Origin of the sequence: Alteromonas sp. 14N.309.X.WAT.G.H12 (assembly GCF_036697315.1) — a bacterium.
Lineage (GTDB): Bacteria > Pseudomonadota > Gammaproteobacteria > Enterobacterales > Alteromonadaceae > Alteromonas.
Window position 1 is genome coordinate 19,204 of record NZ_JBAHZB010000026.1, and the last position, 19,638, is coordinate 38,841.

General features: G+C 47.1%; 17 protein-coding genes. 6 read left to right on the plus strand and 11 right to left on the minus strand.

Features of this window, described 5'->3' with window-relative positions; genetic code table 11:
- Window positions 1-18: 18 nt before the first annotated feature.
- The 9 genes from V5298_RS09455 to mutS form a co-directional block, all read right to left on the minus strand.
- Window positions 19-1,203, minus strand: coding sequence for an HD-GYP domain-containing protein (locus tag V5298_RS09455; protein ID WP_332931216.1), 1,185 nt, complete (start codon window positions 1,201-1,203; stop codon window positions 19-21).
- Window positions 1,204-1,342: 139 nt separating this feature from the next.
- On the minus strand, window positions 1,343-1,945 hold the full coding sequence (leuD, locus tag V5298_RS09460; protein ID WP_332931217.1) for a 3-isopropylmalate dehydratase small subunit: 603 nt from the start codon (window positions 1,943-1,945) through the stop codon (window positions 1,343-1,345).
- A gap of 3 nt (window positions 1,946-1,948) precedes the next feature.
- Window positions 1,949-3,349, minus strand: a complete 1,401-nt coding sequence (leuC, locus tag V5298_RS09465; protein WP_332931218.1) for a 3-isopropylmalate dehydratase large subunit — start codon at window positions 3,347-3,349, stop codon at window positions 1,949-1,951.
- A 9-nt stretch (window positions 3,350-3,358) separates the two neighbouring features.
- Complete coding sequence (gene leuB, locus V5298_RS09470; RefSeq protein ID WP_332931219.1) at window positions 3,359-4,456, minus strand: 3-isopropylmalate dehydrogenase; 1,098 nt, start codon at window positions 4,454-4,456, stop codon at window positions 3,359-3,361.
- Window positions 4,457-6,016: a 2-isopropylmalate synthase gene (gene leuA, locus V5298_RS09475; RefSeq protein WP_332931220.1), complete on the minus strand. Its 1,560-nt coding sequence runs from the start codon at window positions 6,014-6,016 to the stop codon at window positions 4,457-4,459. It abuts the gene before it with no gap.
- A gap of 282 nt (window positions 6,017-6,298) precedes the next feature.
- Window positions 6,299-6,952 (minus strand): hypothetical protein, encoded by a 654-nt coding sequence (locus tag V5298_RS09480; RefSeq protein WP_332931221.1) that lies wholly within the window; start codon window positions 6,950-6,952, stop codon window positions 6,299-6,301.
- A gap of 81 nt (window positions 6,953-7,033) precedes the next feature.
- Window positions 7,034-8,326, minus strand: a complete 1,293-nt coding sequence (gene eno, locus V5298_RS09485) for a phosphopyruvate hydratase (protein WP_332931222.1) — start codon at window positions 8,324-8,326, stop codon at window positions 7,034-7,036.
- 61 nt (window positions 8,327-8,387) lie between these two features.
- Window positions 8,388-10,019, minus strand: a complete 1,632-nt coding sequence (locus V5298_RS09490; protein ID WP_332931223.1) for a CTP synthase — start codon at window positions 10,017-10,019, stop codon at window positions 8,388-8,390.
- A gap of 138 nt (window positions 10,020-10,157) precedes the next feature.
- Window positions 10,158-12,746 carry a DNA mismatch repair protein MutS gene (gene mutS, locus V5298_RS09495; RefSeq protein WP_332931233.1) on the minus strand — a complete coding sequence of 863 codons (2,589 nt, stop codon included), beginning with the start codon at window positions 12,744-12,746 and terminating at the stop codon, window positions 10,158-10,160.
- 169 nt (window positions 12,747-12,915) lie between these two features.
- On the opposite strand from mutS, the gene V5298_RS09500 reads away from it, so the two are divergent.
- Together V5298_RS09500 and recA are read left to right on the plus strand one after the other, a co-directional pair.
- On the plus strand, window positions 12,916-13,452 hold the full coding sequence (locus V5298_RS09500; protein ID WP_332931224.1) for a CinA family protein: 537 nt from the start codon (window positions 12,916-12,918) through the stop codon (window positions 13,450-13,452).
- A 175-nt stretch (window positions 13,453-13,627) separates the two neighbouring features.
- Entirely contained in the window at window positions 13,628-14,665 is a 1,038-nt protein-coding gene (recA, locus tag V5298_RS09505) for a recombinase RecA (protein WP_332931225.1), read from the plus strand.
- 34 nt (window positions 14,666-14,699) lie between these two features.
- Here recA and V5298_RS09510 read toward each other — a convergent pair whose 3' ends face one another.
- A complete protein-coding gene (locus V5298_RS09510; RefSeq protein ID WP_332931226.1) occupies window positions 14,700-15,008 on the minus strand; it encodes an EscU/YscU/HrcU family type III secretion system export apparatus switch protein in 309 nt (102 codons plus the stop codon).
- Window positions 15,005-17,113 carry a flagellar hook-length control protein FliK gene (locus V5298_RS09515; RefSeq protein WP_332931227.1) on the minus strand — a complete coding sequence of 703 codons (2,109 nt, stop codon included), beginning with the start codon at window positions 17,111-17,113 and terminating at the stop codon, window positions 15,005-15,007. The genes V5298_RS09510 and V5298_RS09515 overlap by 4 nt, the downstream gene beginning before the upstream one ends.
- A 176-nt stretch (window positions 17,114-17,289) precedes the next feature.
- Here V5298_RS09515 and ccmA point away from each other — a divergent pair, with 176 nt between their 5' ends.
- Genes ccmA through ccmD form a run of 4 tightly spaced genes read left to right on the plus strand, consistent with a single transcriptional unit; the run spans window position 17,290 to window position 19,535 of the window.
- Complete coding sequence (gene ccmA / locus V5298_RS09520; protein ID WP_332931234.1) at window positions 17,290-17,910, plus strand: cytochrome c biogenesis heme-transporting ATPase CcmA; 621 nt, start codon at window positions 17,290-17,292, stop codon at window positions 17,908-17,910.
- Window positions 17,911-17,933: 23 nt separating this feature from the next.
- On the plus strand, window positions 17,934-18,575 hold the full coding sequence (gene ccmB, locus V5298_RS09525) for a heme exporter protein CcmB (protein WP_332931228.1): 642 nt from the start codon (window positions 17,934-17,936) through the stop codon (window positions 18,573-18,575).
- The gene (locus V5298_RS09530) at window positions 18,575-19,330 is read left to right on the plus strand and encodes a heme ABC transporter permease (protein WP_332931229.1); all 756 of its coding nucleotides are present in this window, start codon (window positions 18,575-18,577) and stop codon (window positions 19,328-19,330) included. The genes ccmB and V5298_RS09530 overlap by 1 nt, the downstream gene beginning before the upstream one ends.
- The gene (ccmD, locus tag V5298_RS09535) at window positions 19,320-19,535 is read left to right on the plus strand and encodes a heme exporter protein CcmD (protein ID WP_332931230.1); all 216 of its coding nucleotides are present in this window, start codon (window positions 19,320-19,322) and stop codon (window positions 19,533-19,535) included. Before V5298_RS09530 ends, ccmD begins: the two co-directional genes overlap by 11 nt.
- Window positions 19,536-19,638: the final 103 nt, after the last annotated feature.

Here is a 19,638-nt window from a genome sequence, read left to right on the forward strand (position 1 = left end):
TGAGGGGCTTTCCACTTTTTAGTTTGCGGACATTTGCTTTATGAAGATCTCGCGGAAAAAGCGGGGTAAGTTAATATCAAATTCATCCGGCTTTACCCCTGCCTCTATTTCATCATCAACGACGGCAAGATCGATGCGTTTGATTTCATTGAAATGCCGGCCGTTAATGCTGTAAAAGGTAATAACCACTGGGCTAGCAAGCTGTTCTGGGTGCTGCTTACTGACAATACCCAGCCTACCACTTTTTAGTTTTACCAATGATCCCACAGGGTGTACGCCTACACATTGCACAAATTGTGCGACTAGGGTTTGATCCAAGGTTTCATCTTTTGTTAACCGTTTTAGTGCCGCGGTAGGTGTAATGCTGGATTGGTGGCTACGGCTGGAAATCATGGCATCGTAACTATCTACAATGGCAGCCATTTTAGCAAAGGGACTAATCTTTGCAGATGAAAGGCCTTTGGGATACCCAGAACCATCTTCCCGTTCATGGTGTTGGGCAATAATCGCAAGGGTTAAATCGGAAATTTGTTCGCTGCTTTCAACTAATTCTATGCCAATATCAACATGACTTTGAATAATACTCCAGTCGGAAGCATTTAGGGTGGCGATTTTTTCTCTTAGCTCAGACGGAATATGGGTCATTCCCACATCCATCAGTAATGCGCCTATACAGGCATCATCAATGGTGTCCCGATCATAGCCAAGGTGATGGGTAAACATGGCCATTAAAATGGCACAATTAATGGAATGCTCAAGAAGATAGGGATCGGTGTTTTTTATCATGGTTAAACATGACATGGCATCCTGATTATCGAAGACCGCCTGTATAATGCTTTCAGACAATTCCAGGGTATGGGTTAAATCTGCTGGCGCTTGATTATTTAAGGTTGCTAAAAAGGTGCTTTGAATGGTGATGGCTTCTTCGTACAAGGTATTGGCCATTTGTAGTGCCTCTGTCTTGCTTAATACCGGTGAAGAGGGCACTTCAGATGGCACATCGGACGTAGTGTGCCCTTCGGGTAATTTGCTTTTCCCATAGTCTACTTCCACCCGTAAGATGCCCATCTCTTTGAGCTTCTTAATGGCGTCATTGGATTTTACCAAGCCACTGGAACGAACACGGAGCTGTCGCGATTGTTCCGTCACCTGGTTAACAAACATGCCAGGAACGACCTCATCAATGGAGAGATTCTTTAGCATGGATACTCCTTTATCATGGGCTAAAACGCATACGAAAAGTAGGCTGAACAGAGAACTAGATTTTAGTATTTTGACATTAAAATAATAAAAAAGGCGATGTAAATCATCGCCTTTTCAGTATCTTTAACAGTTTTTAAGTTTACAACCAAGCCGGCTGTTGCTGCTCAAAGTTTTCTATTTGATCTGCCAATTCAAGGGTTTGACCAATGGCATCAAGGCCTTTAATCAAATTGGTTTTGTGGTGCTCGGCAATATCGAAGTGAATGGACTGCTCACCGACCTTGACGGTTTGTGCGGGTAAATCAATGTGCAGGTTCACGTTAGGATCTGCTTTTACCGCCTCAAACAAGATATCCATGTCTGCGGAAGGTAGTGCAATGGGTAACAACTGGTTATTAATGCAATTACCGTAAAAAATATCCGCAAAGGACGTAGCAATAATCACATCAAAACCGAAGTCAGCCAATGCCCAAGGCGCGTGCTCACGACTGGAGCCGCAACCGAAGTTTTCACGAGATAACAGAATGCTGGCACCCTGATATTCTGGCTTGTTAAGGGCAAAGTCAGGGTTAAGTTCTTGCTCATGTAAATCGAGATAGCGCCAATCATGAAACAGGTGTTTTCCGTAGCCAATGCGGGTAACGCCCGTTAAAAACTGTTTTGGTATGATTTGGTCAGTGTCGATGTTCGCCTGATCAAGGGGACATGCACGACCACTATGGGTAGTAAAACCTTGGCTCATTATTTACTCCTGAAATTCTCTAACGTCAGCAAAATGGCCCTTGATGGCTGCTGCAGCAGCCATCGCTGGACTGACTAAATGGGTACGTGCGCCACGACCTTGACGTCCTTCGAAGTTTCGGTTGCTGGTGGATGCACACCGATCGCCAGATTGTAAAATGTCGTCATTCATGCCTAAACACATAGAACAACCAGGCAAACGCCATTCAAAACCCGCATCAGCAAAGATTTTATCGAGTCCTTCTTCTTCGGCCTGACGTTTTACCTGTCCCGAACCAGGGACCACAATCGCCGTCACATTGTCAGCCACCTTGCCCTGTTTGGCGATAAATGCTGCGGCACGTAAGTCTTCGATGCGTCCGTTTGTGCACGAGCCTATAAATACATGGCTGACAGGCACATCGGCTAGCTTTTCACCTGCAGATAAGCCCATGTAGGTCAGGGCTTTAGCCGCACTTTCTTGGGCTACCGCATCGGCAAAATCTTCCGGTGCTGGCACTGGCATATCAACACCAATGACCTGTCCGGGGTTGGTTCCCCACGTCACCTGAGGCGCAATATCCGCGGCTTCTAATTCCACAACGGTATCAAACTGTGCGTCATCATCGCTGTAAAGGGTTTTCCAATAGGCAACAGCTGCATCCCAGCTATCGCCAGTCGGCGCATATTCGCGGCCTTGTACGTACGCAAATGTTGTGTCATCAGGGGCAACCATACCGGCTTTAGCACCCGCTTCGATGCTCATGTTACAGATGGTCATTCGCTCTTCCATGCTCAAAGCACGGATGGCTTCACCGGCGTATTCAATGACATGACCGGTGGCCCCGGCATGACCAATTCTGCCGATGATGGCAAGAATAATATCTTTTGCGGTAATGCCAACTGCCAGGGTGCCATTAACTTTAATTAGCATACTTTTGGCTTTACTTTGTTTTAGCGTTTGGGTTGCTAATACGTGTTCAACCTGAGACGTACCGATACCGAATGCTAATGCACCAAAAGCGCCATGGGTGGCGGTGTGAGAGTCGCCGCAGACGACGGTCATTCCCGGATGTATAAGCCCTAGTTCTGGGCCCATAACATGTACAATGCCCTGTTTTTGGTGTCCTACAGGGTAGAGTTTTACACCGTGGGCTTCACAGTTTCTCGCAAGGGTATTTAACTGCAATGCATTAGCCGGTCCACAGGCATCAATAGCCAGTGAGCGCGTAGATATACTGTGATCCATCGTACCGAAGGTACGATCAGGACGACGGACTTTACGTCCTTTGTCGTTCAGCCCGGCAAAGGCCTGAGGTGAGGTGACTTCGTGAATTAAATGTCTGTCGATATACAATAAGCTATCGTTACCTATCTGGTCTACGATATGGGCTTCCCAGACTTTGTCATATAAGGTCTTGGCCATGACGGTGCATTACTCCTGGTTCATAATTTGTTTTACAATTTCGTCGCCGACCTGCGCGGTGGTGGATGCGTTAGCACGCTTGTGTTCAGGTAACAACTCGCCGGTTAGTACGCCCGCTTCTAAGGTGGCTATAACGGCTTTTTCTATGGCATCGGCGGCAGTTTGAAGGTTCAGACTAAAGCGCAACATCATCGCCGCTGAAAGTATTTGTGCGATAGGGTTGGCGATACCTTTACCCGCAATGTCCGGTGCAGAGCCGCCAGCAGGCTCATATAGCCCAAAGCCGTCTTCGTTCATACTGGCCGATGCCAACAAGCCCATGGAGCCGGTCATCATGGCACATTCGTCAGAGACAATATCACCGAAAAGGTTAGAGCATAACAAAACGTCAAATTGTGCAGGATCTTTCATGATCTGCATGGTGGCGTTGTCGATATAAATGTGCTCAAGTTCAACATTCGGGTAGTCTTTGGCAACCTCTTCGGTAACTTCTCGCCATAATCGGCTGCACATTAACACGTTGGCTTTATCCACCGATGTCACTTTACCACGACGTTTGCTAGCCGCTTCAAAGGCTGATACGGCAATACGACGAATTTCACGCTTGGAGTAACGCATGGTATCAAAGGCATATTCTTCTTCGCCTTCGCCATCTCGTCCTTTCGGCTGACCAAAATAAATGCCGCTGGTAAGTTCTCTGACAACAAGGACATCTACGCCACTGGCGGCGATATCCGCTCTCAGTGGTGACAGGCTTTCCAGCCCAGGATAGATTTTTGCTGGACGTAAATTACTGAATAAATCAAAATGGCTACGTAAGGTTAGCAGGGCAGCGCGTTCAGGGCGCTTTTCTAATGGCAGTGCGTCCCATTTAGGACCACCAATGGAGCCAAATAAAATCGCGTCAGCAGCTTCGCATCCCTGCAATGTTTTTGCAGGTAGTGCTTCGCCTTCGGTATCAATAGCATAGCCGCCGACAGGATGGGCTGTGCGGTTTAGGGTGACACTGAATTTTTGCTCGATAGCATCCAGTACCTTATTCGCTTCCTGCATAACTTCGGGGCCGATGCCGTCTCCGGCGAGTACGGCAATATTAAATTCGCTCATTTATACTCCTGCAACGCGTACTTGTTGATTCTTATGCTGATCGATTTGGTCAGCAACGTAGGTATTGTTTAATACAAAAATAAGGGCCTTCACACCGGCTTCGACTATGTCTGTGGCCAAGCCGATACCGTGAAAGCGACGTCCTTTATAGGTAGCGATAACGCCTACCTGTGCCAAGGCATCTGCGCCTTCGCCCTTTGAGTCGAGTTTGAAGTCGACCACTTCCAGGTCTTCATGACCTAAAATAGAAATGATGGCATTAAAGGCTGCATCCACAGGGCCGTTACCGATGGCCGTTTGGGTAACCGTGTCATCGCCAACCTGAAGTCTGACGGTGGCACTTGGAATGATTTCTCGGCCGGAGTTGGCTTGCAAATACAGCAACTGATAATGGGCTTCTTCGTGCTTTTGTTGATCGAAGAACAATAAGGCCTCCAGATCATAGTCATACACCTGACCTTTTTTATCGGCCAGTGCTAAGAAGGCGCTATACAAAGTTTCTAAATCGTAATCATCTTCCTTATAGCCAAGTTCCGTCAGACGGTGCTTGATAACATGACGACCGGAACGTGAGGTCAGATTCAGGTTGTTTTTATTTATGCCCACACTTTCAGGGGTCATAATTTCATAAGTGTTTTGCGCTTTTAATACACCATCTTGGTGAATTCCCGAAGAGTGGCTAAATGCGTTCGCGCCCACGATGGCTTTATTTGACTGCACCGGCATATTGCACAATTGACTAACCAATTTTGATGTGCGGAAAATTTCCGTTGAATTGATGTTGGTTTGCAGACCTAACAATCCTTCGCGGGTTTGCAAAATCATGGCTATTTCTTCTAGCGAGCAGTTACCGGCACGCTCTCCAATACCATTGATGGTACATTCAATCTGCCGAGCGCCTTGTTCCACCGCCGCCAAGGAGTTGGCCACTGCCAAGCCCAAGTCGTTGTGGCAATGCACCGAAATCGTAGCTTTATCAATGTTGGGCACGCGGTTATACAGGTTTTGAATAATGCCGCCAAATTCTGTGGGGGTGGTATAACCGACGGTATCTGGAATATTTACCGTTGTTGCCCCTGCATTGATGGCCGATTCTACCATTTTACATAGGTAATCAATATGTGTGCGCCCTGCATCTTCACAAGAAAATTCCACATCGTCGGTATATTTTCTGGCGTGTTTAATGGCAGCGACAGCCATGTCCACCACTTCATCCTGGGTTTTGCGCAGTTTGGCACCTACGTGGATGTCCGAAGTGGCGATAAAGGTGTGAATACGGAATTGCTCTGCTACCTGTAAGGCTTGTCCACAGGCATCGATATCTTTTTCTAAAGCACGAGACAGACCACAGACAATACTGTTTTTTATTTCTCGGGCAATCATCTGCACGGACTGAAAATCCCCTGGAGAGGAGACCGGAAAACCGGCTTCTATGATGTCAACGCCTAAACGTTCAAGTGCCAGAGCGATCTGTAGTTTTTCTTTGGCACTTAAACTGGCGGACAGAGCCTGCTCGCCGTCGCGCAATGTGGTATCAAAGATTTTTACTTGATTCGTCATGGCCGTTACTCATGTTTGTGGTGAAAATATAAAAAAAAACCCGTGCAATGCACGGGTTTGTTGGAGATTCCTTTAACTGGATGCAATCTACCCGTACAGTCTGGCTGCCATGAGGAGTAGAAGAGAAAAGAGCAAATTTTGCTTACACATAATAGTGGAATTCTTGCCTGTCCAGTTGATAGTCGACAATGTAACCATGTCGGGCCCTGAGGTCAACCTTTCTTTACCATGATGACTATAAAAATTAGTTATATTCATCCTATAGAAAGAATAGTAAGGGGACTATTGGGAGAAGTTTTTCCAATTTATGGTGGTAGAAAGCAACAATTCTCTCAAGGTTAACGTGCGTGGGGTTTGTTTACCTTTATGGTTCCAGCGATGGCCACAACACGCAGAAGCCATGATAGATTTTGTGGGTTTCAGTATGCGTGGTTCACTATTGCTGGGGTTTTCCAAACACAATCCATCATAACTAAACCAGCCATACTTATTGGTATGCAGGGTTTTATTCTCAGTGATCACCCGATCGATGGAATCCAGTTCTATATGTTCTTCATCGTAATGCTGTACATAAATAGGGATGGGCAACCCATAAGCGGCATGTTTGTTTAACCAGTTATGAATATTTTCGCTGTGAATTTTCGTACCCGGGCAGCGTGCTGGCTGTTTATATTGCCAACTGCCGTTGTGGCTATCTACATTTAGCGGTGTTGTGTGATGTGCAAGGTAATGTGCTGCTCGCTGGATGCGATGTGGCAGGGCACCAATACGTCGTTTTAACTGTGTCGCTAGATCGGGGCCAAATTGAGACAGATACGCCAATTCCCGCTCGTACAGGGCATTGCAGATCTCAGTATAAATGGGCTTTTCGTCAGCAGAGCCTGTGGCAGTAAATAAATCTGTCTGACTTGATGGCGATGCAGAACCTGACGACATGGAAACGATGATATATGAATATTTATCAGTAAAGTAGCACTAAAAAGAACGGGTAGCTAGCGCTACCCGTAATCCATACTTTTACTGACCTTTAATTTCAGAACGACCACGGTAAACCGCCTTGTCGCCTAAAGCCTGCTCAATACGTAGTAGTTGGTTATACTTAGCCACGCGATCCGAGCGACAAAGAGAACCGGTTTTGATTTGTCCCGCGGCTGTGCCTACGGCTAAATCAGCAATGGTCGCATCTTCAGTTTCGCCAGAACGGTGAGAAATAACGGCAGTAAAACCGGCATCCTTGGCCATTTTTATGGCGTTCAGGGTTTCGGTGAGTGAGCCAATTTGATTGAATTTAATCAAAATGGAGTTACCGATGCCATTCTCGATACCGCGACTTAAGATCTTGGTGTTGGTAACAAATAAATCGTCGCCAACCAGTTGAACTTTTTCACCAATTTTCTTGGTGAGGCTTGCCCAACCGTCCCAGTCACTTTCGTCCAGACCGTCTTCGATAGAAACAATAGGATATTGCTCAGCCAGTTCGGCCAGGTAATCACCAAAGGTTTCAGAATCGAAAGATTTGCTTTCACCGGAAAGCACATATTGACCGTCTTTGTAGAATTCAGACGCAGCACAATCTAATGCCAAGGTAACGTCTTCATTCATTTTGTAACCGGCTTTTTCCACGGCTTCCACAATCACTGCCAGGGCTTCTGCGTTTGAGCTTAAGTTAGGGGCAAAGCCACCTTCATCACCCACGGCAGTGTTGAGGCCTTTTGCAGAAAGTACTTTTTTCAGGTTATGGAAAATCTCTGCACCCATGCGTAACGCTTCTTTGAAGCTTTTTGCGCCAACGGGTTGCACCATGAATTCTTGAATGTCCACGTTGTTGTCTGCATGCTCACCGCCATTGATGATGTTCATCATAGGCACAGGCATTGAATACTGGCCTGAAGTACCGTTTAAATCAGCGATGTGTTCATACAAAGCCACGCCTTTCTCGATAGCGGCAGCTTTAGCCACAGCAAGAGAAACCGCAAGGATGGCATTGGCACCCAGGTTTTCCTTGTTTTCTGTGCCGTCTAGTTCAAGCATTTTGTTATCGATATCGGCTTGGGCCAGTGGATCCATGCCGATTAATGCCGGTGCGATAACATCATTCACTGCCCCAACGGCTTTTTCAACGCCTTTACCCATGTAGCGTGATTTATCACCGTCACGCAATTCAAGTGCTTCCCGGGAACCGGTTGATGCACCTGAAGGTGCGGCAGCACGACCCATGGCTCCAGAGTCCAGATAGACATCCGCTTCTACCGTGGGGTTGCCACGGGAATCCAGGATTTCGCGTCCGATAATGCGAGCAATTTTCGCCATTTCATTTCCTCAACGTTTGTTTGTGTAAAAGGCCCCGGGAGAAGGGCTTTTACTATTAGAATCAATGGTTTTCTTTCTGGTATTGTCCAGCTGCTTGTACGAAACCGGTAAACAGCGGGTGACCATCTCTAGGCGTAGAGGTGAATTCCGGATGGAACTGACCGGCCACAAACCAAGGATGATCAGGAAGCTCAATCACTTCAACCAGTCGTTTGTCTGTGGACAAGCCACTGACTTTCAGTCCCGCTGCTTCTATTTGGTCACGCAAATTGTTATTGACTTCGTAGCGGTGACGATGGCGTTCAAAGATTTCTTCGCTGCCATAAATATCATGCACCTTGCTACCGGGAATAAGATGGCACAACTGACTTCCAAGACGCATAGTACCGCCTAAATCAGAGGTGGCATCCCGCTGTTCTTTCGAACCATCTGCATCCAACCATTCCGTAATTAAGCCTACAACAGGATAAGGTGTTTCAGGATTAAATTCGGTGCTGTTGGCATTTTCCATATTAGCAACATTACGAGCAAATTCTATTAAAGCAACCTGCATACCCAAACAAATACCTAAATAGGGGACTTTATTTTCCCGCGCGAACCGCGCAGCGGCAATTTTGCCCTCGATGCCCCGTTCACCAAATCCACCGGGAACTAAAATCGCATCAAGTTTTTCGAGAACCTGAGTTCCCTTGCTTTCGATATCTTGGGAATCGATATGGTGGATGTTCACCGTCAGTCGATTTTTAAGGCCAGCGTGTTTTAAAGCCTCATTCACCGATTTATACGCATCCGGCAATTCCACGTATTTGCCTATCATGCCGATATTCACTTCACCGGTAGGATTAGACTCGGCGTATAGCACCTGTTCCCATTCGGTGAGATCGGCTTCTTTACAGTCTAGCTGAAAACGGTCCACAACCAGTTGATCCATTCCCTGGGCTTTTAACGCCGCAGGAATACGGTAAATACTGTCTACATCTTTTAAGGAGATAACCGCTTTGTCGGCAACATTGGTAAACAAGGCTATTTTTGAGCGTTCCGTTGCCGGTAATGCGCCGACACTACGGCAAACTAAAATATCTGGCTGAATGCCGATAGAGCGAAGCTCTTTCACCGAGTGCTGTGTGGGTTTTGTTTTGACTTCACCTGAAGCAGGCATATACGGAACTAGCGTGAGGTGCATGTACATGGCACGTTCACGTCCTACTTCAGTACCTAACTGACGAATTGCTTCGAGGAAGGGTTGGGATTCAATATCACCTACCGTACCGCCAACTTCAACAATGGCCACGTCATGCCCTTCAGCGCCATCAATAACCCGACGCTTTATTTCATTGGTGATATGAGGAATAACCTGAATGGTCGCCCCAAGGTAATCACCGCGGCGCTCGCGACGCAGCACTTCTTCGTAAACACGACCGGTTGTGAAGTTATTTCGTTTGGTCATACGAGTACGAATAAAGCGCTCATAGTGACCTAAATCAAGGTCAGTTTCTGCGCCGTCATCGGTGACAAAGACTTCTCCGTGCTGAATGGGGCTCATGGTGCCTGGATCTACATTGATGTAGGGATCCAGCTTTAACATCGTAACGGTGAGACCACGCGCTTCAAGAATAGCTGCTAAAGAAGCAGCAGCAATACCTTTACCGAGCGATGATACGACACCACCGGTGACGAAAATATAATTTGTCATGCGAAACCTAAGGCGTTGGATTTTATGGCTATAATGCGTTGAGTGCGACAGAACAGAACTCAACACTTGGACGGCGCAATAGTATAGCGAAAGACGGGCGGGCAAACAATCGGTTTGCCCGCGGGTTTTGGAAGTATTTTACGCCTGACTCAAACGTTTCAGGGTGTATATCACATCAAGGGCTTGTCGCGGAGATAGCTCATCCGGTGAAAGTGCGTCTAATGCGGTGCGTAAAGGATCGGGTTTATCGGTAAACAACAGTTCAGATTGCCCCGGTACTGTGGCCTGTGCCGCGACTCCTTTCGTCGTGGCCTGATCCACGGTTGACGTTGTAAGAGGCCGGGTTGCTGACTCGCTTAGCGCCGGTTTTTCCAGTTGTTGTAATTTTAATTGTGCAGCTTTGATAACGGGGCGGGGCACACCGGCTAATTGAGCCACCTGTAAGCCGTAACTTTTACTTGCGGCACCGCTGGCAACGGTATGCATAAAGCGGATGGTATCGTCGTGTTCCACGGCATCAAGGTGAACGTTTTTCACGCCTTTTTCTTTTTCTGCCAACTGGGTAAGTTCAAAGTAGTGGGTGGCAAACAGCGTATAGGCTTTTATTTCCCGGGCCAGATAGCAGGCACAGGCCCAGGCCAAAGATAAACCATCGTAGGTGCTGGTGCCGCGACCTATTTCATCCATTAGCACTAATGAGTGCTGGGTGGCATTGTGCAGAATGTTGGCCGTTTCTGTCATCTCCACCATGAAAGTAGAGCGTCCAGAGGCAAGATCATCAGAGGCACCAATACGGGTGAATATACGATCAATGCGGCCAATATTGGCATCTTCTGCGGGGACATAACTGCCTAAATAGGCCATCAGTACAATAAGCGCTGTTTGGCGCATATAGGTTGATTTACCGCCCATATTGGGGCCGGTAATTATGAGCATTTGAGTCTGGGCGTTTAATGTCACCGGATTGGCAATAAAGGGGTCATCCATAACTTGTTCAACCACTAGATGGCGGCCAGATTTATAGTCGATTTCCCTTTGATCAGTAAGGGTTGGACAACGTAGATCCAAGGTCACTGCTCGCTCGGCAAAACACTGTAAAACATCCAGTTTCGCCAGTGCTTCTGCGGTATCGATAAGGGACGTTAAATGGGGCCCAAAAGCATCAAATAAGGATTCATACAGCTGCTTTTCTAAAGCGAGGGCCCGACTTTGGCTGGTCAGCACTTTATCCTCGTGCTCTTTGAGCTCGGGGGTAATATAGCGTTCGGTGTTTTTCAGTGTTTGACGACGAATATAGTCGGCCGGTGCACTACCACTGTTGGCGCGACTTAATTCGATAAAGAAGCCGTGGACTTTATTGTAACCCACTTTAAGGGTGGCGACGCCGGTGCGCTCCCTCTCACGAAGCTCAAGGGCAGTGAGGTAATCCGTGGCACCTTGAGATAGGGCTCGCAGTTCATCGAGTTCTTCGTTAAATCCTTCGGCGATAACGCCGCCATCACGGATCACCACGGGAGGGTTGTCCACAATGGCAGCGTTAAGTAAAGCCTGTAATTCAGGATACGTACCTATGGCTTTAGTAAGGCTCGTCAATAAGGGGTTGTGATAGCTTTTTAATAGCGTGAGTAAATCGGGCAGTTCATTTAATGCATTTCTTAAACGGGAAAAATCCCGGGGTCTGGCAGAACGTAATGCTAGCCTTGCCATGATGCGCTCTATATCACCGATGCGTTTTAGGGTGTCAGCAATGGCATCGTAGCCGTTATCAATTAATGCGCCAATGGCTTTTTGTCGTAAATTTAATTCGTAATGGTCGGTAATGGGCGCATGTAAATAGCGTTGTAACAATCGGCTACCCATGGGGGTTGCTGTGGTATCAAGTACACTAAATAAGGTGTTTTCTTGGCCGCCGGACAAATTTTGTGTCAGTTCGAGGTTTCGTCGCGTGGCGGCATCCAGTTGAATGCGGGTTTCTTGCTGCTCTTTTTGAATACGGCGTATATGAGGTAATGCGGTACGTTGGGTATCTTTTACATACTGAAGCACGCAGCCCGCTGCACCGATGGCTTTATCTAAACCTTCAATACCAAAGCCATCGAGACTTTGGGTGGCAAATTGTTGATTGAGTTGCTCTTCTGCACTTTGTACGTCGAATTCCCATTCTGGGCGACGGCGTAACCCTTTACGTTTTTCTATAAGGTGCAGGCTTTCAAAGCCTTCAGGGTAAAGGAGTTCCGCTGGATTTAATCGTTGCAGTTCAGCCAGTAATTGTTCATCACTGTTGCATTCCGATACCAAAAAGCGACCACTGCTGATATCCAAGGTGGCCACACCATATTGCATGCTATGACCACAAACCGCGGCAAGGAGATTGTCTCGTCTTTCTTCTAATAGGGCTTCGTCGGTGACAGTCCCTGGGGTGACAATGCGTTGTACTTGTCTTTCAACGGGCCCCTTACTGGTGGCGGGATCGCCTATTTGCTCACAAATCGCGACTGATTCCCCCATTTTCACCAGTCTCGCTAGGTAACTTTCTACTGCGTGATAGGGTACGCCTGCCATGGGAATGGGCTCGCCGCCTGACTTTCCGCGTGCAGTGAGAGAGATATCGAGCAGATGCGCGGCTTTTTTAGCGTCATCAAAAAAGAGCTCATAAAAATCTCCCATGCGGTAAAACAATAAAATAGTCGGATGTTGAGCTTTGATGGCCAGGTATTGGCGCATCATGGGCGTATGTGATTCCAAAAAAACCTCTAGTAAAGTAATGAGTCAGTGTGAATGAGCTGTACACATCAAAGCCATCTGACCGTTTTAAAAAAAGACAACGCAAAGCTTTAAATGCGTGCAAGGTTAAATGTTACACTGCAACCATGGCTTAATGGTATGTATTATTGATATGAGTGACGAATTTTCAACTGTTTCTGCGTTCAGCGCCTTACTCAAGAACGTTGAGCAACTGGGTGATATCCTGCGTCAGCGAGGCTGGACTATCTCTTGTGCCGAATCCTGTACCGGTGGTGGCATCGCCTACGCGCTAACCAGTGTGGCGGGGAGTTCCCAGTGGTTTAATCAGTCATGGGTGACCTATTCTAATGAGGCTAAGCAGCAATGCCTTGGCGTCACTCAGGGGACCCTTGCTCAATTTGGGGCGGTGTCTGAGCAAACCGTGGCACAAATGGTAACTGGGGTAGTGAAAAACAGTGGCGCGGATATCGCCGTTTCGGTCAGTGGTATTGCGGGGCCCAGTGGCGGAACCGCGACAAAGCCGGTGGGCACAGTTTGGTTTGGATTTATGGTAAAGGGAGCGCTGATCACCCAGTGTTGTCGGTTTGACGGCGATCGCTTGTCGGTACGGGAACAGGCCATAAACTATGCCATTAACTTTCTGTACCAACGACTGGTTGCTGAAGAAAACAAAGTAAGACAAACTTAATTTCAATTTAGACTTGACTGTACATGTATACAGTATAAAATGCATTCAACAATTGAATTACGCTATGCGGGTCTCCTGCTGTTTTCCATCGGTTTAAATAGAGCATCTATTTTACTGGCGACGTAACAGATAAACAGGTTGGCGGCAAAGCCTTCATTATCTTGAGGATAATATCGTGGACAACAATAAATCAAAAGCACTTTCTGCCGCATTGGGCCAAATTGAAAAGCAATTTGGTAAAGGTGCCATTATGCGTCTGGGCGATAATCAAGCCATGGACATTGATGCCATATCTACCGGGTCTCTGAGTATTGATGTGGCGTTGGGCATAGGTGGTTTGCCATGTGGTCGGGTCGTGGAGATTTACGGTCCTGAATCATCAGGTAAAACAACCTTAACGTTACAGGTTATCGCCGAGGCACAAAAGCAGGGCAAAACCTGTGCGTTTGTGGATGCAGAGCACGCTCTTGATCCTATCTACGCCGGTAAATTAGGGGTTAATATTGATGATCTCCTGGTGTCTCAGCCAGATACAGGAGAGCAAGCGCTGGAAATCTGTGACATGCTGGTACGTTCTGGTGCGGTAGATGTGGTGATTGTGGATTCCGTTGCGGCGTTAACGCCTAAAGCGGAAATTGAAGGGGATATGGGGGATTCTCACGTAGGGTTACAAGCCCGTTTAATGTCGCAGGCGCTACGTAAGTTAACTGCCAATATTAAGAAAACCAATACCTTGTGTATCTTCATCAACCAGATCCGCATGAAAATCGGGGTGATGTTTGGTAATCCGGAAACCACCACAGGGGGGAATGCCTTAAAATTCTACGCGTCGGTGCGTCTTGATATACGTCGTATCGGTTCAGTAAAAGAAGGCGACGAAGTGGTTGGTAACGAAACCCGCGTTAAAGTGGTGAAAAATAAAGTTGCACCACCGTTTAAACAAGCAGAATTTATTATTCGTTATGGTGAAGGTATCAGTAAAGAAGCCGAGCTTATCGATTTAGGCGTGAAGCAAAAATTGGTGGATAAAGCCGGTGCATGGTACAGCTATAATGGTGACCGAATTGGTCAAGGTAAAGCGAATGTTGTGGGATTTTTGAAACAAAACCCAGATATTGCTAATGATATCGAAACGAAACTGCGGGCAGAATTACTGTTAACAAAAGTCGAGTCTACTGAAAAACCAGAAGGCGAATCTGAAGAAACGCTATAGACCTGCCAGTGCTAAAAATATGTGAAGTGGCGGCTTACGCTTTTTGCGGAAAGTGGCCACTTTCTTCCCATCCTTCGGGGATCTTTCCCTGTAGCATATAAGAATATGCAATTAATTCTGCAATCACGTAATACAGTGATTCTGGAATTTCCTGCCCTAAATCCAGTGTTGCCAACATTTCGGACAACTGTGGATCTTCATGAATAAGAATGCCTGCATCTTGTGCCGCGTGAATAATGGCGTCAGCCAGTTCTCCATAACCTTTTGATACCACTTTCGGTACCGCTTTTTTATCACCACTGGCGTAGCGTAGGCCGATGGCTCTTCGGGTTTTATTACTCATACCAGCGCCTCAAATAACTGATAGGGGGCTTCTTTTAACGAGCCCTGTAAACGCCCCCTTTGGCAGCTGTGTTGTTCAATGTTTAACCCCAGTTGCGAAAAACGACGAAGTAAAAAGGGCAGGGTATCGTAAACCTGAGTAAGTAATGTATCGGTAGACGCGTAAAGCTGTAAATGAATATCGTTGCCAGTTATACGGGTTTTAGCTAACAATTCTCCCAACTCACCTACATTGAGCTTCATTGTTAGGTGCCAGATTTTTTGTTTTTGTGATGTGTCCTTTTGCTGACTTTCCGGTTTTTCTTCAGTACGAAATAGAATTTCAGGTGCAGGTTGTCCATCACGGCTAACGGGAAGCACGTAGTACAGGGTGTCTTGTCCCACAGCGCGGCTTTCTGCATTTTGTATTTTTTGTTGTTGATGGTTAGCCAGTAGGGTTTTGACCTGATTAAGCATATTACTGCGACTATCGATATGGGCAAATTCATTGACAACTCGGGATGGTCGAGAGGGCGTTTGCCCCGTATTGACCACTTTGGCGATGATGGATTCAGCTTGATCCATCACTTTGGCTAAATCGGGCTGACTACGTAATGCCTTGCCCGCCAGATTCACCTGTAACATGGCGATAAGGGCATTGATAAAACCCGATTGGTTAGGCGCAGAAAGTATTGATACAGGTTGGGTCACTAGGGCTTGTGTTGATAACAACTGCTGTATTTGCGTGCTCACAGAGGCGGGCTCTACAGTGGAACCTGTTACATTGCTGCCCGTATTTCCTGCTAGCACTTTTTTTTCTGTTTGTAACCTAACGCTATCATCCATCATCCCAAGTTGATCACGCCATTGTTGGGCCAGCACTTTACTGGGGGCAGAGCCGCTTGCGCTAACTTCGTTTAGGGTATTGATGAGTTTCGTTAGGGCGGTGTGGGTGGAGCCGGTTTCTGCTAAGAGTTGCCTGGATAGCTGAGTGACCTTTTCCTGAAACAAGGGAAGATTAACGGCGCTTTGTTTGGCTGTGACCTCCGCGCTGCTACCTTTATTTATATTATCAGTCGCGAGTTTGCCTTTCGAAGTGGTTTCGTCAGACAGGGCTGGGGTAGCATCAGTTTTCCCAACGCTGGCTTTTGCGCGGGCTTGGCCACTAGGAGCGTCTCCATCTATAACCATGGCCAAGGGCATTTTGGTTTGTTTGACAATATTTTGTAAGGCGTTTGGCATATTGGGGAGTTGGGCGAGGCTATCTGGTTTTAGGGGTAACGCAAACTTCGGTTGAGTTTCTACCCCGCTAACAACCAACTGAGAAAGACGCAAACTAATGTGTAAGTTCACGAGTGCAGGTCCCGTGGTTGGTGGCATTTTTAGCGCGGTTTGCAAGGTCTTGGGCGATGAGGTTTCAATCTGTATGCCTTGTGCACTTAATGCCTTTGCGATTGCCAGCTTGATAAGCGGAGAAGTGGCAGACAGAGATTGGGTCATGCCAGGCTTACTGCCCGTCGGCGTGAAGGTGAGTTGCCAACCGTCTGTTTTGCTGTTGTCTCTGGTCGCAGGGGCGGCGGGCACAAGGGCCAGCTGAACTTTTTCACCTACCTTTGCCATCGCTAGCAGGGTGTTGTTTAAAGAAAGGTTCACTTTCGGTGAGCCAGGTAATTGCATTTTTAATGAAATGTTACTGCCTTCATTGGCTTCTATTTGGGCATAGAGCTTTATCGGATTCGACGGGCTTACCATGTGTAAGGTTTGCTTGCCGATTTGTTCTGCCAATGTTCTTATTAGCCGCTGTGTATCCGCTTGGGTAATTACTGCTTGCTGTGTTATTGGTAAATGATCAAACAGTGTGGCACGGCCTTGTGTATCTTTGGCGATGCCCGTATGGGACATACCTTGTATAGGCGAAATACTTTGCGGTGGCATTTGCACCTGTAATGGGGGGATATTTTGACGGGGCAAAGTAATTTGCAATATGTGATCAGGCAGGCGCTGAACCACCGCCTTGGCTAATGTGGCCAGGGTTTCAGATTGGGACGATGCCGTGGCTACTGGCGCGCCGTCGACCTGAGCCTTTCCGCTTAGTAGCTTTGCTATTTCAAGATTCATATCAGGCATATCGGCCGCTATTGTGGTTAATTAAGAAAAATCGCGCATTTTCATTTTGTCAATTGTGCTTCTGGGTGAAGAACATCATTAAAAAGTTTAATACGCTAATGGGCGTGATGCGATTAAATTTCCCTATGCTAGAATGCCAAGTTGGGAAAAATGCCAATCATTGAAGAGAGGATGTGTTGTCACAACTAGTTGCCACCGATCTGTGCTGTATCAAACGGGATCGAACGCTATTTGAAGGTCTTTCCTTGACGCTTAGTGCCGGACAACTGATTTATTTGCGCGGGCCAAATGGTGCGGGTAAAACCAGTTTGTTACGTATCCTGTCTGGTTTAAGTGAGCCTGAAAGGGGGAGGGTTACCTGGAATGGTGAGCCGTTAGGAACACAATGGTATGAGCAAATGCTTTACGTAGGGCATAAACCCGGCCTTAACGGCGCATTGTCAGCGGCAGAAAATTTACGTTTTTGGTGTTATCAACATCAACTTAGTGTCAAATTGGCAGACATCATGGCGGTACTGTTAACTGTTGGCTTGGTGGGATTAGAAGATATTCCTTGTCGACAGCTGTCCGCCGGTCAGCAACGCCGGGTGGCATTGGCCCGGTTATATTTAAAAGCGGCTAAGGTGTGGTTACTGGATGAGCCTTTTACCGCCCTAGATGTTACCGGTATCGAACAGCTGGAAGAAAAAATGTGTCAGCATGTACAAAGCGGTGGCGCTATTATCACCACCTCTCATCAACCGCTATCGGCAAGAGCAGGGGAAATCTGTTATCTGGATTTGGAGTATCAGATTTGAACAATTTGTTTAAAGGCGTCTTTATGCGCGATTTAACGCTAGCGTTTCGCCAAAAGTCTGAACTTATGCAACCCTTAATGTTTTTGATCATGGTAGTCACCCTGTTTCCTTTGGGTATTGGGCCTGGGCCAGAAACACTACAGCGAGTTGGGCCGGGAATTATTTGGATTGCCGCGATTTTGTCTTCATTGCTGGGAATGGAACGGCTATTTCGAGATGATTTCGTTGATGGTTCTTTAGAACAGATACAGTTGTCAGGACAACCCCTCTATCAGGTGGCTTGCGTAAAGGTTTTGTGCCATTGGTTAGTTTCATTTGTTCCTCTCTTACTCCTTTCCCCCTTACTGGCACTGTTTCTGAATTTAACTTTCAATATGTATCTGGTATTAATGATGACGCTGGCATTAGGTACGCCCTTGTTATCCTTAGTCGGTGCCATTGCGGTGGGTCTTACCGTGGGTTTGCAACGGGGCGGATTACTTCTGGCGCTGCTACTCATACCGGTTTTTATTCCGTTACTGATTTTTGCGACCTCCGCCGTAGAGTCGGCGGCGCTAGCATTACCTTATCGAGCGCAAATTGCTATTATTGGCGCAATGTTGTTAATGGCCATTGCAGTGGCTCCTGCTGCTATTGCCTATGCCCTGAAAGTGAGTCAAAACTGATGTGGAAATGGTTGCATCCTTACGCTAAGCCCGAGCGGGCTTATCAATTATGTACGACGCTAACGCCTTGGTTTTGGGGCACTGCTGTGGTGTGCTTGGTGATTGGTACGGTATGGGGGTTGGCGTTTGCGCCGCAGGATTACCAGCAAGGGGATTCTTTTCGAATCATTTATATTCATGTGCCCAGTGCCATGCTTTCCATGAGTACCTACGTGGCCATGGCGATTGCCGCGTTGGTGGGAATTATATGGCAATGGCGCACGGCTTATATGACGATGATTGCCATGGCGCCGATTGGGGCAACCATGACGTTTATTGCGTTGGTCACCGGGGCTGCATGGGGGAAACCCATGTGGGGAGCCTGGTGGGTATGGGATGCGCGACTGACCTCAGAGTTAATTCTGCTGTTTTTGTATTTTGGCGTTATTGCGCTCTACAGTGCTTTTGAAGATAAACAGCAAGCGGGAAAAGCGGCCGGGGTTATGGCGCTGGTTGGTGTGGTGAACATTCCCATTATTCATTATTCAGTGGAATGGTGGAATACCCTACATCAGGGCGCCACCATTACAAAACTGGATAAACCCTCTATTGCGCCGGAAATGCTTTGGCCGCTACTGATTAATCTGTTGGGGTTTGCACTGTTTATTGCCGCAGTTACCACCATGCGGCTAAGAAACGAAATTATTCGACGGGAAATTCACCGTCCTTGGGTGCAATCCCTCGCTGAGCAAAAGGAAAAAGAACATGCAATTTGATTCGCTAGACGCTTTCCTTGCAATGGGCGGCTACGGTTTTTACGTATGGTTGTCCTTTGGTATCACCGCGATCATGATGGTGTTAATTACGTTCCAAACCCGTATGGAACACCGTACATTGCTTGTGCAAATCAGCACAGAAAAACAACGAAAAGCACGTATTCAAAAAGCAAGAAAAAGACAACATGACACGCAAACACCTTAAAAAGAACAATACAGGATAAAAACAATGAACCCACGCAGAAAAAACAGGTTAGCGGTGGTGCTGAGTATCGGTGTACTTATTGCCGGTGCCGTTGGCCTTATGC

What these genes read in the sequence shown, in the direction of transcription:
- V5298_RS09455 (WP_332931216.1), bottom strand. Translation starts at nt 1,203, where the DNA reads ATGCTAAAGAATCTCTCCATTGATGAGGTCGTTCCTGGCATGTTTGTT.
- leuD (WP_332931217.1), bottom strand. Translation starts at nt 1,945, where the DNA reads ATGAGCCAAGGTTTTACTACCCATAGTGGTCGTGCATGTCCCCTTGAT.
- leuC (WP_332931218.1), bottom strand. Translation starts at nt 3,349, where the DNA reads ATGGCCAAGACCTTATATGACAAAGTCTGGGAAGCCCATATCGTAGAC.
- leuB (WP_332931219.1), bottom strand. Translation starts at nt 4,456, where the DNA reads ATGAGCGAATTTAATATTGCCGTACTCGCCGGAGACGGCATCGGCCCC.
- leuA (WP_332931220.1), bottom strand. Translation starts at nt 6,016, where the DNA reads ATGACGAATCAAGTAAAAATCTTTGATACCACATTGCGCGACGGCGAG.
- V5298_RS09480 (WP_332931221.1), bottom strand. Translation starts at nt 6,952, where the DNA reads ATGTCGTCAGGTTCTGCATCGCCATCAAGTCAGACAGATTTATTTACT.
- eno (WP_332931222.1), bottom strand. Translation starts at nt 8,326, where the DNA reads ATGGCGAAAATTGCTCGCATTATCGGACGCGAAATCCTGGATTCCCGT.
- V5298_RS09490 (WP_332931223.1), bottom strand. Translation starts at nt 10,019, where the DNA reads ATGACAAATTATATTTTCGTCACCGGTGGTGTCGTATCATCGCTCGGT.
- mutS (WP_332931233.1), bottom strand. Translation starts at nt 12,746, where the DNA reads ATGATGCGCCAATACCTGGCCATCAAAGCTCAACATCCGACTATTTTA.
- V5298_RS09500 (WP_332931224.1), top strand. Translation starts at nt 12,916, where the DNA reads ATGAGTGACGAATTTTCAACTGTTTCTGCGTTCAGCGCCTTACTCAAG.
- V5298_RS09510 (WP_332931226.1), bottom strand. Translation starts at nt 15,008, where the DNA reads ATGAGTAATAAAACCCGAAGAGCCATCGGCCTACGCTACGCCAGTGGT.
- V5298_RS09515 (WP_332931227.1), bottom strand. Translation starts at nt 17,113, where the DNA reads ATGCCTGATATGAATCTTGAAATAGCAAAGCTACTAAGCGGAAAGGCT.
- ccmB (WP_332931228.1), top strand. Translation starts at nt 17,934, where the DNA reads ATGCGCGATTTAACGCTAGCGTTTCGCCAAAAGTCTGAACTTATGCAA.
- V5298_RS09530 (WP_332931229.1), top strand. Translation starts at nt 18,575, where the DNA reads ATGTGGAAATGGTTGCATCCTTACGCTAAGCCCGAGCGGGCTTATCAA.
- ccmD (WP_332931230.1), top strand. Translation starts at nt 19,320, where the DNA reads ATGCAATTTGATTCGCTAGACGCTTTCCTTGCAATGGGCGGCTACGGT.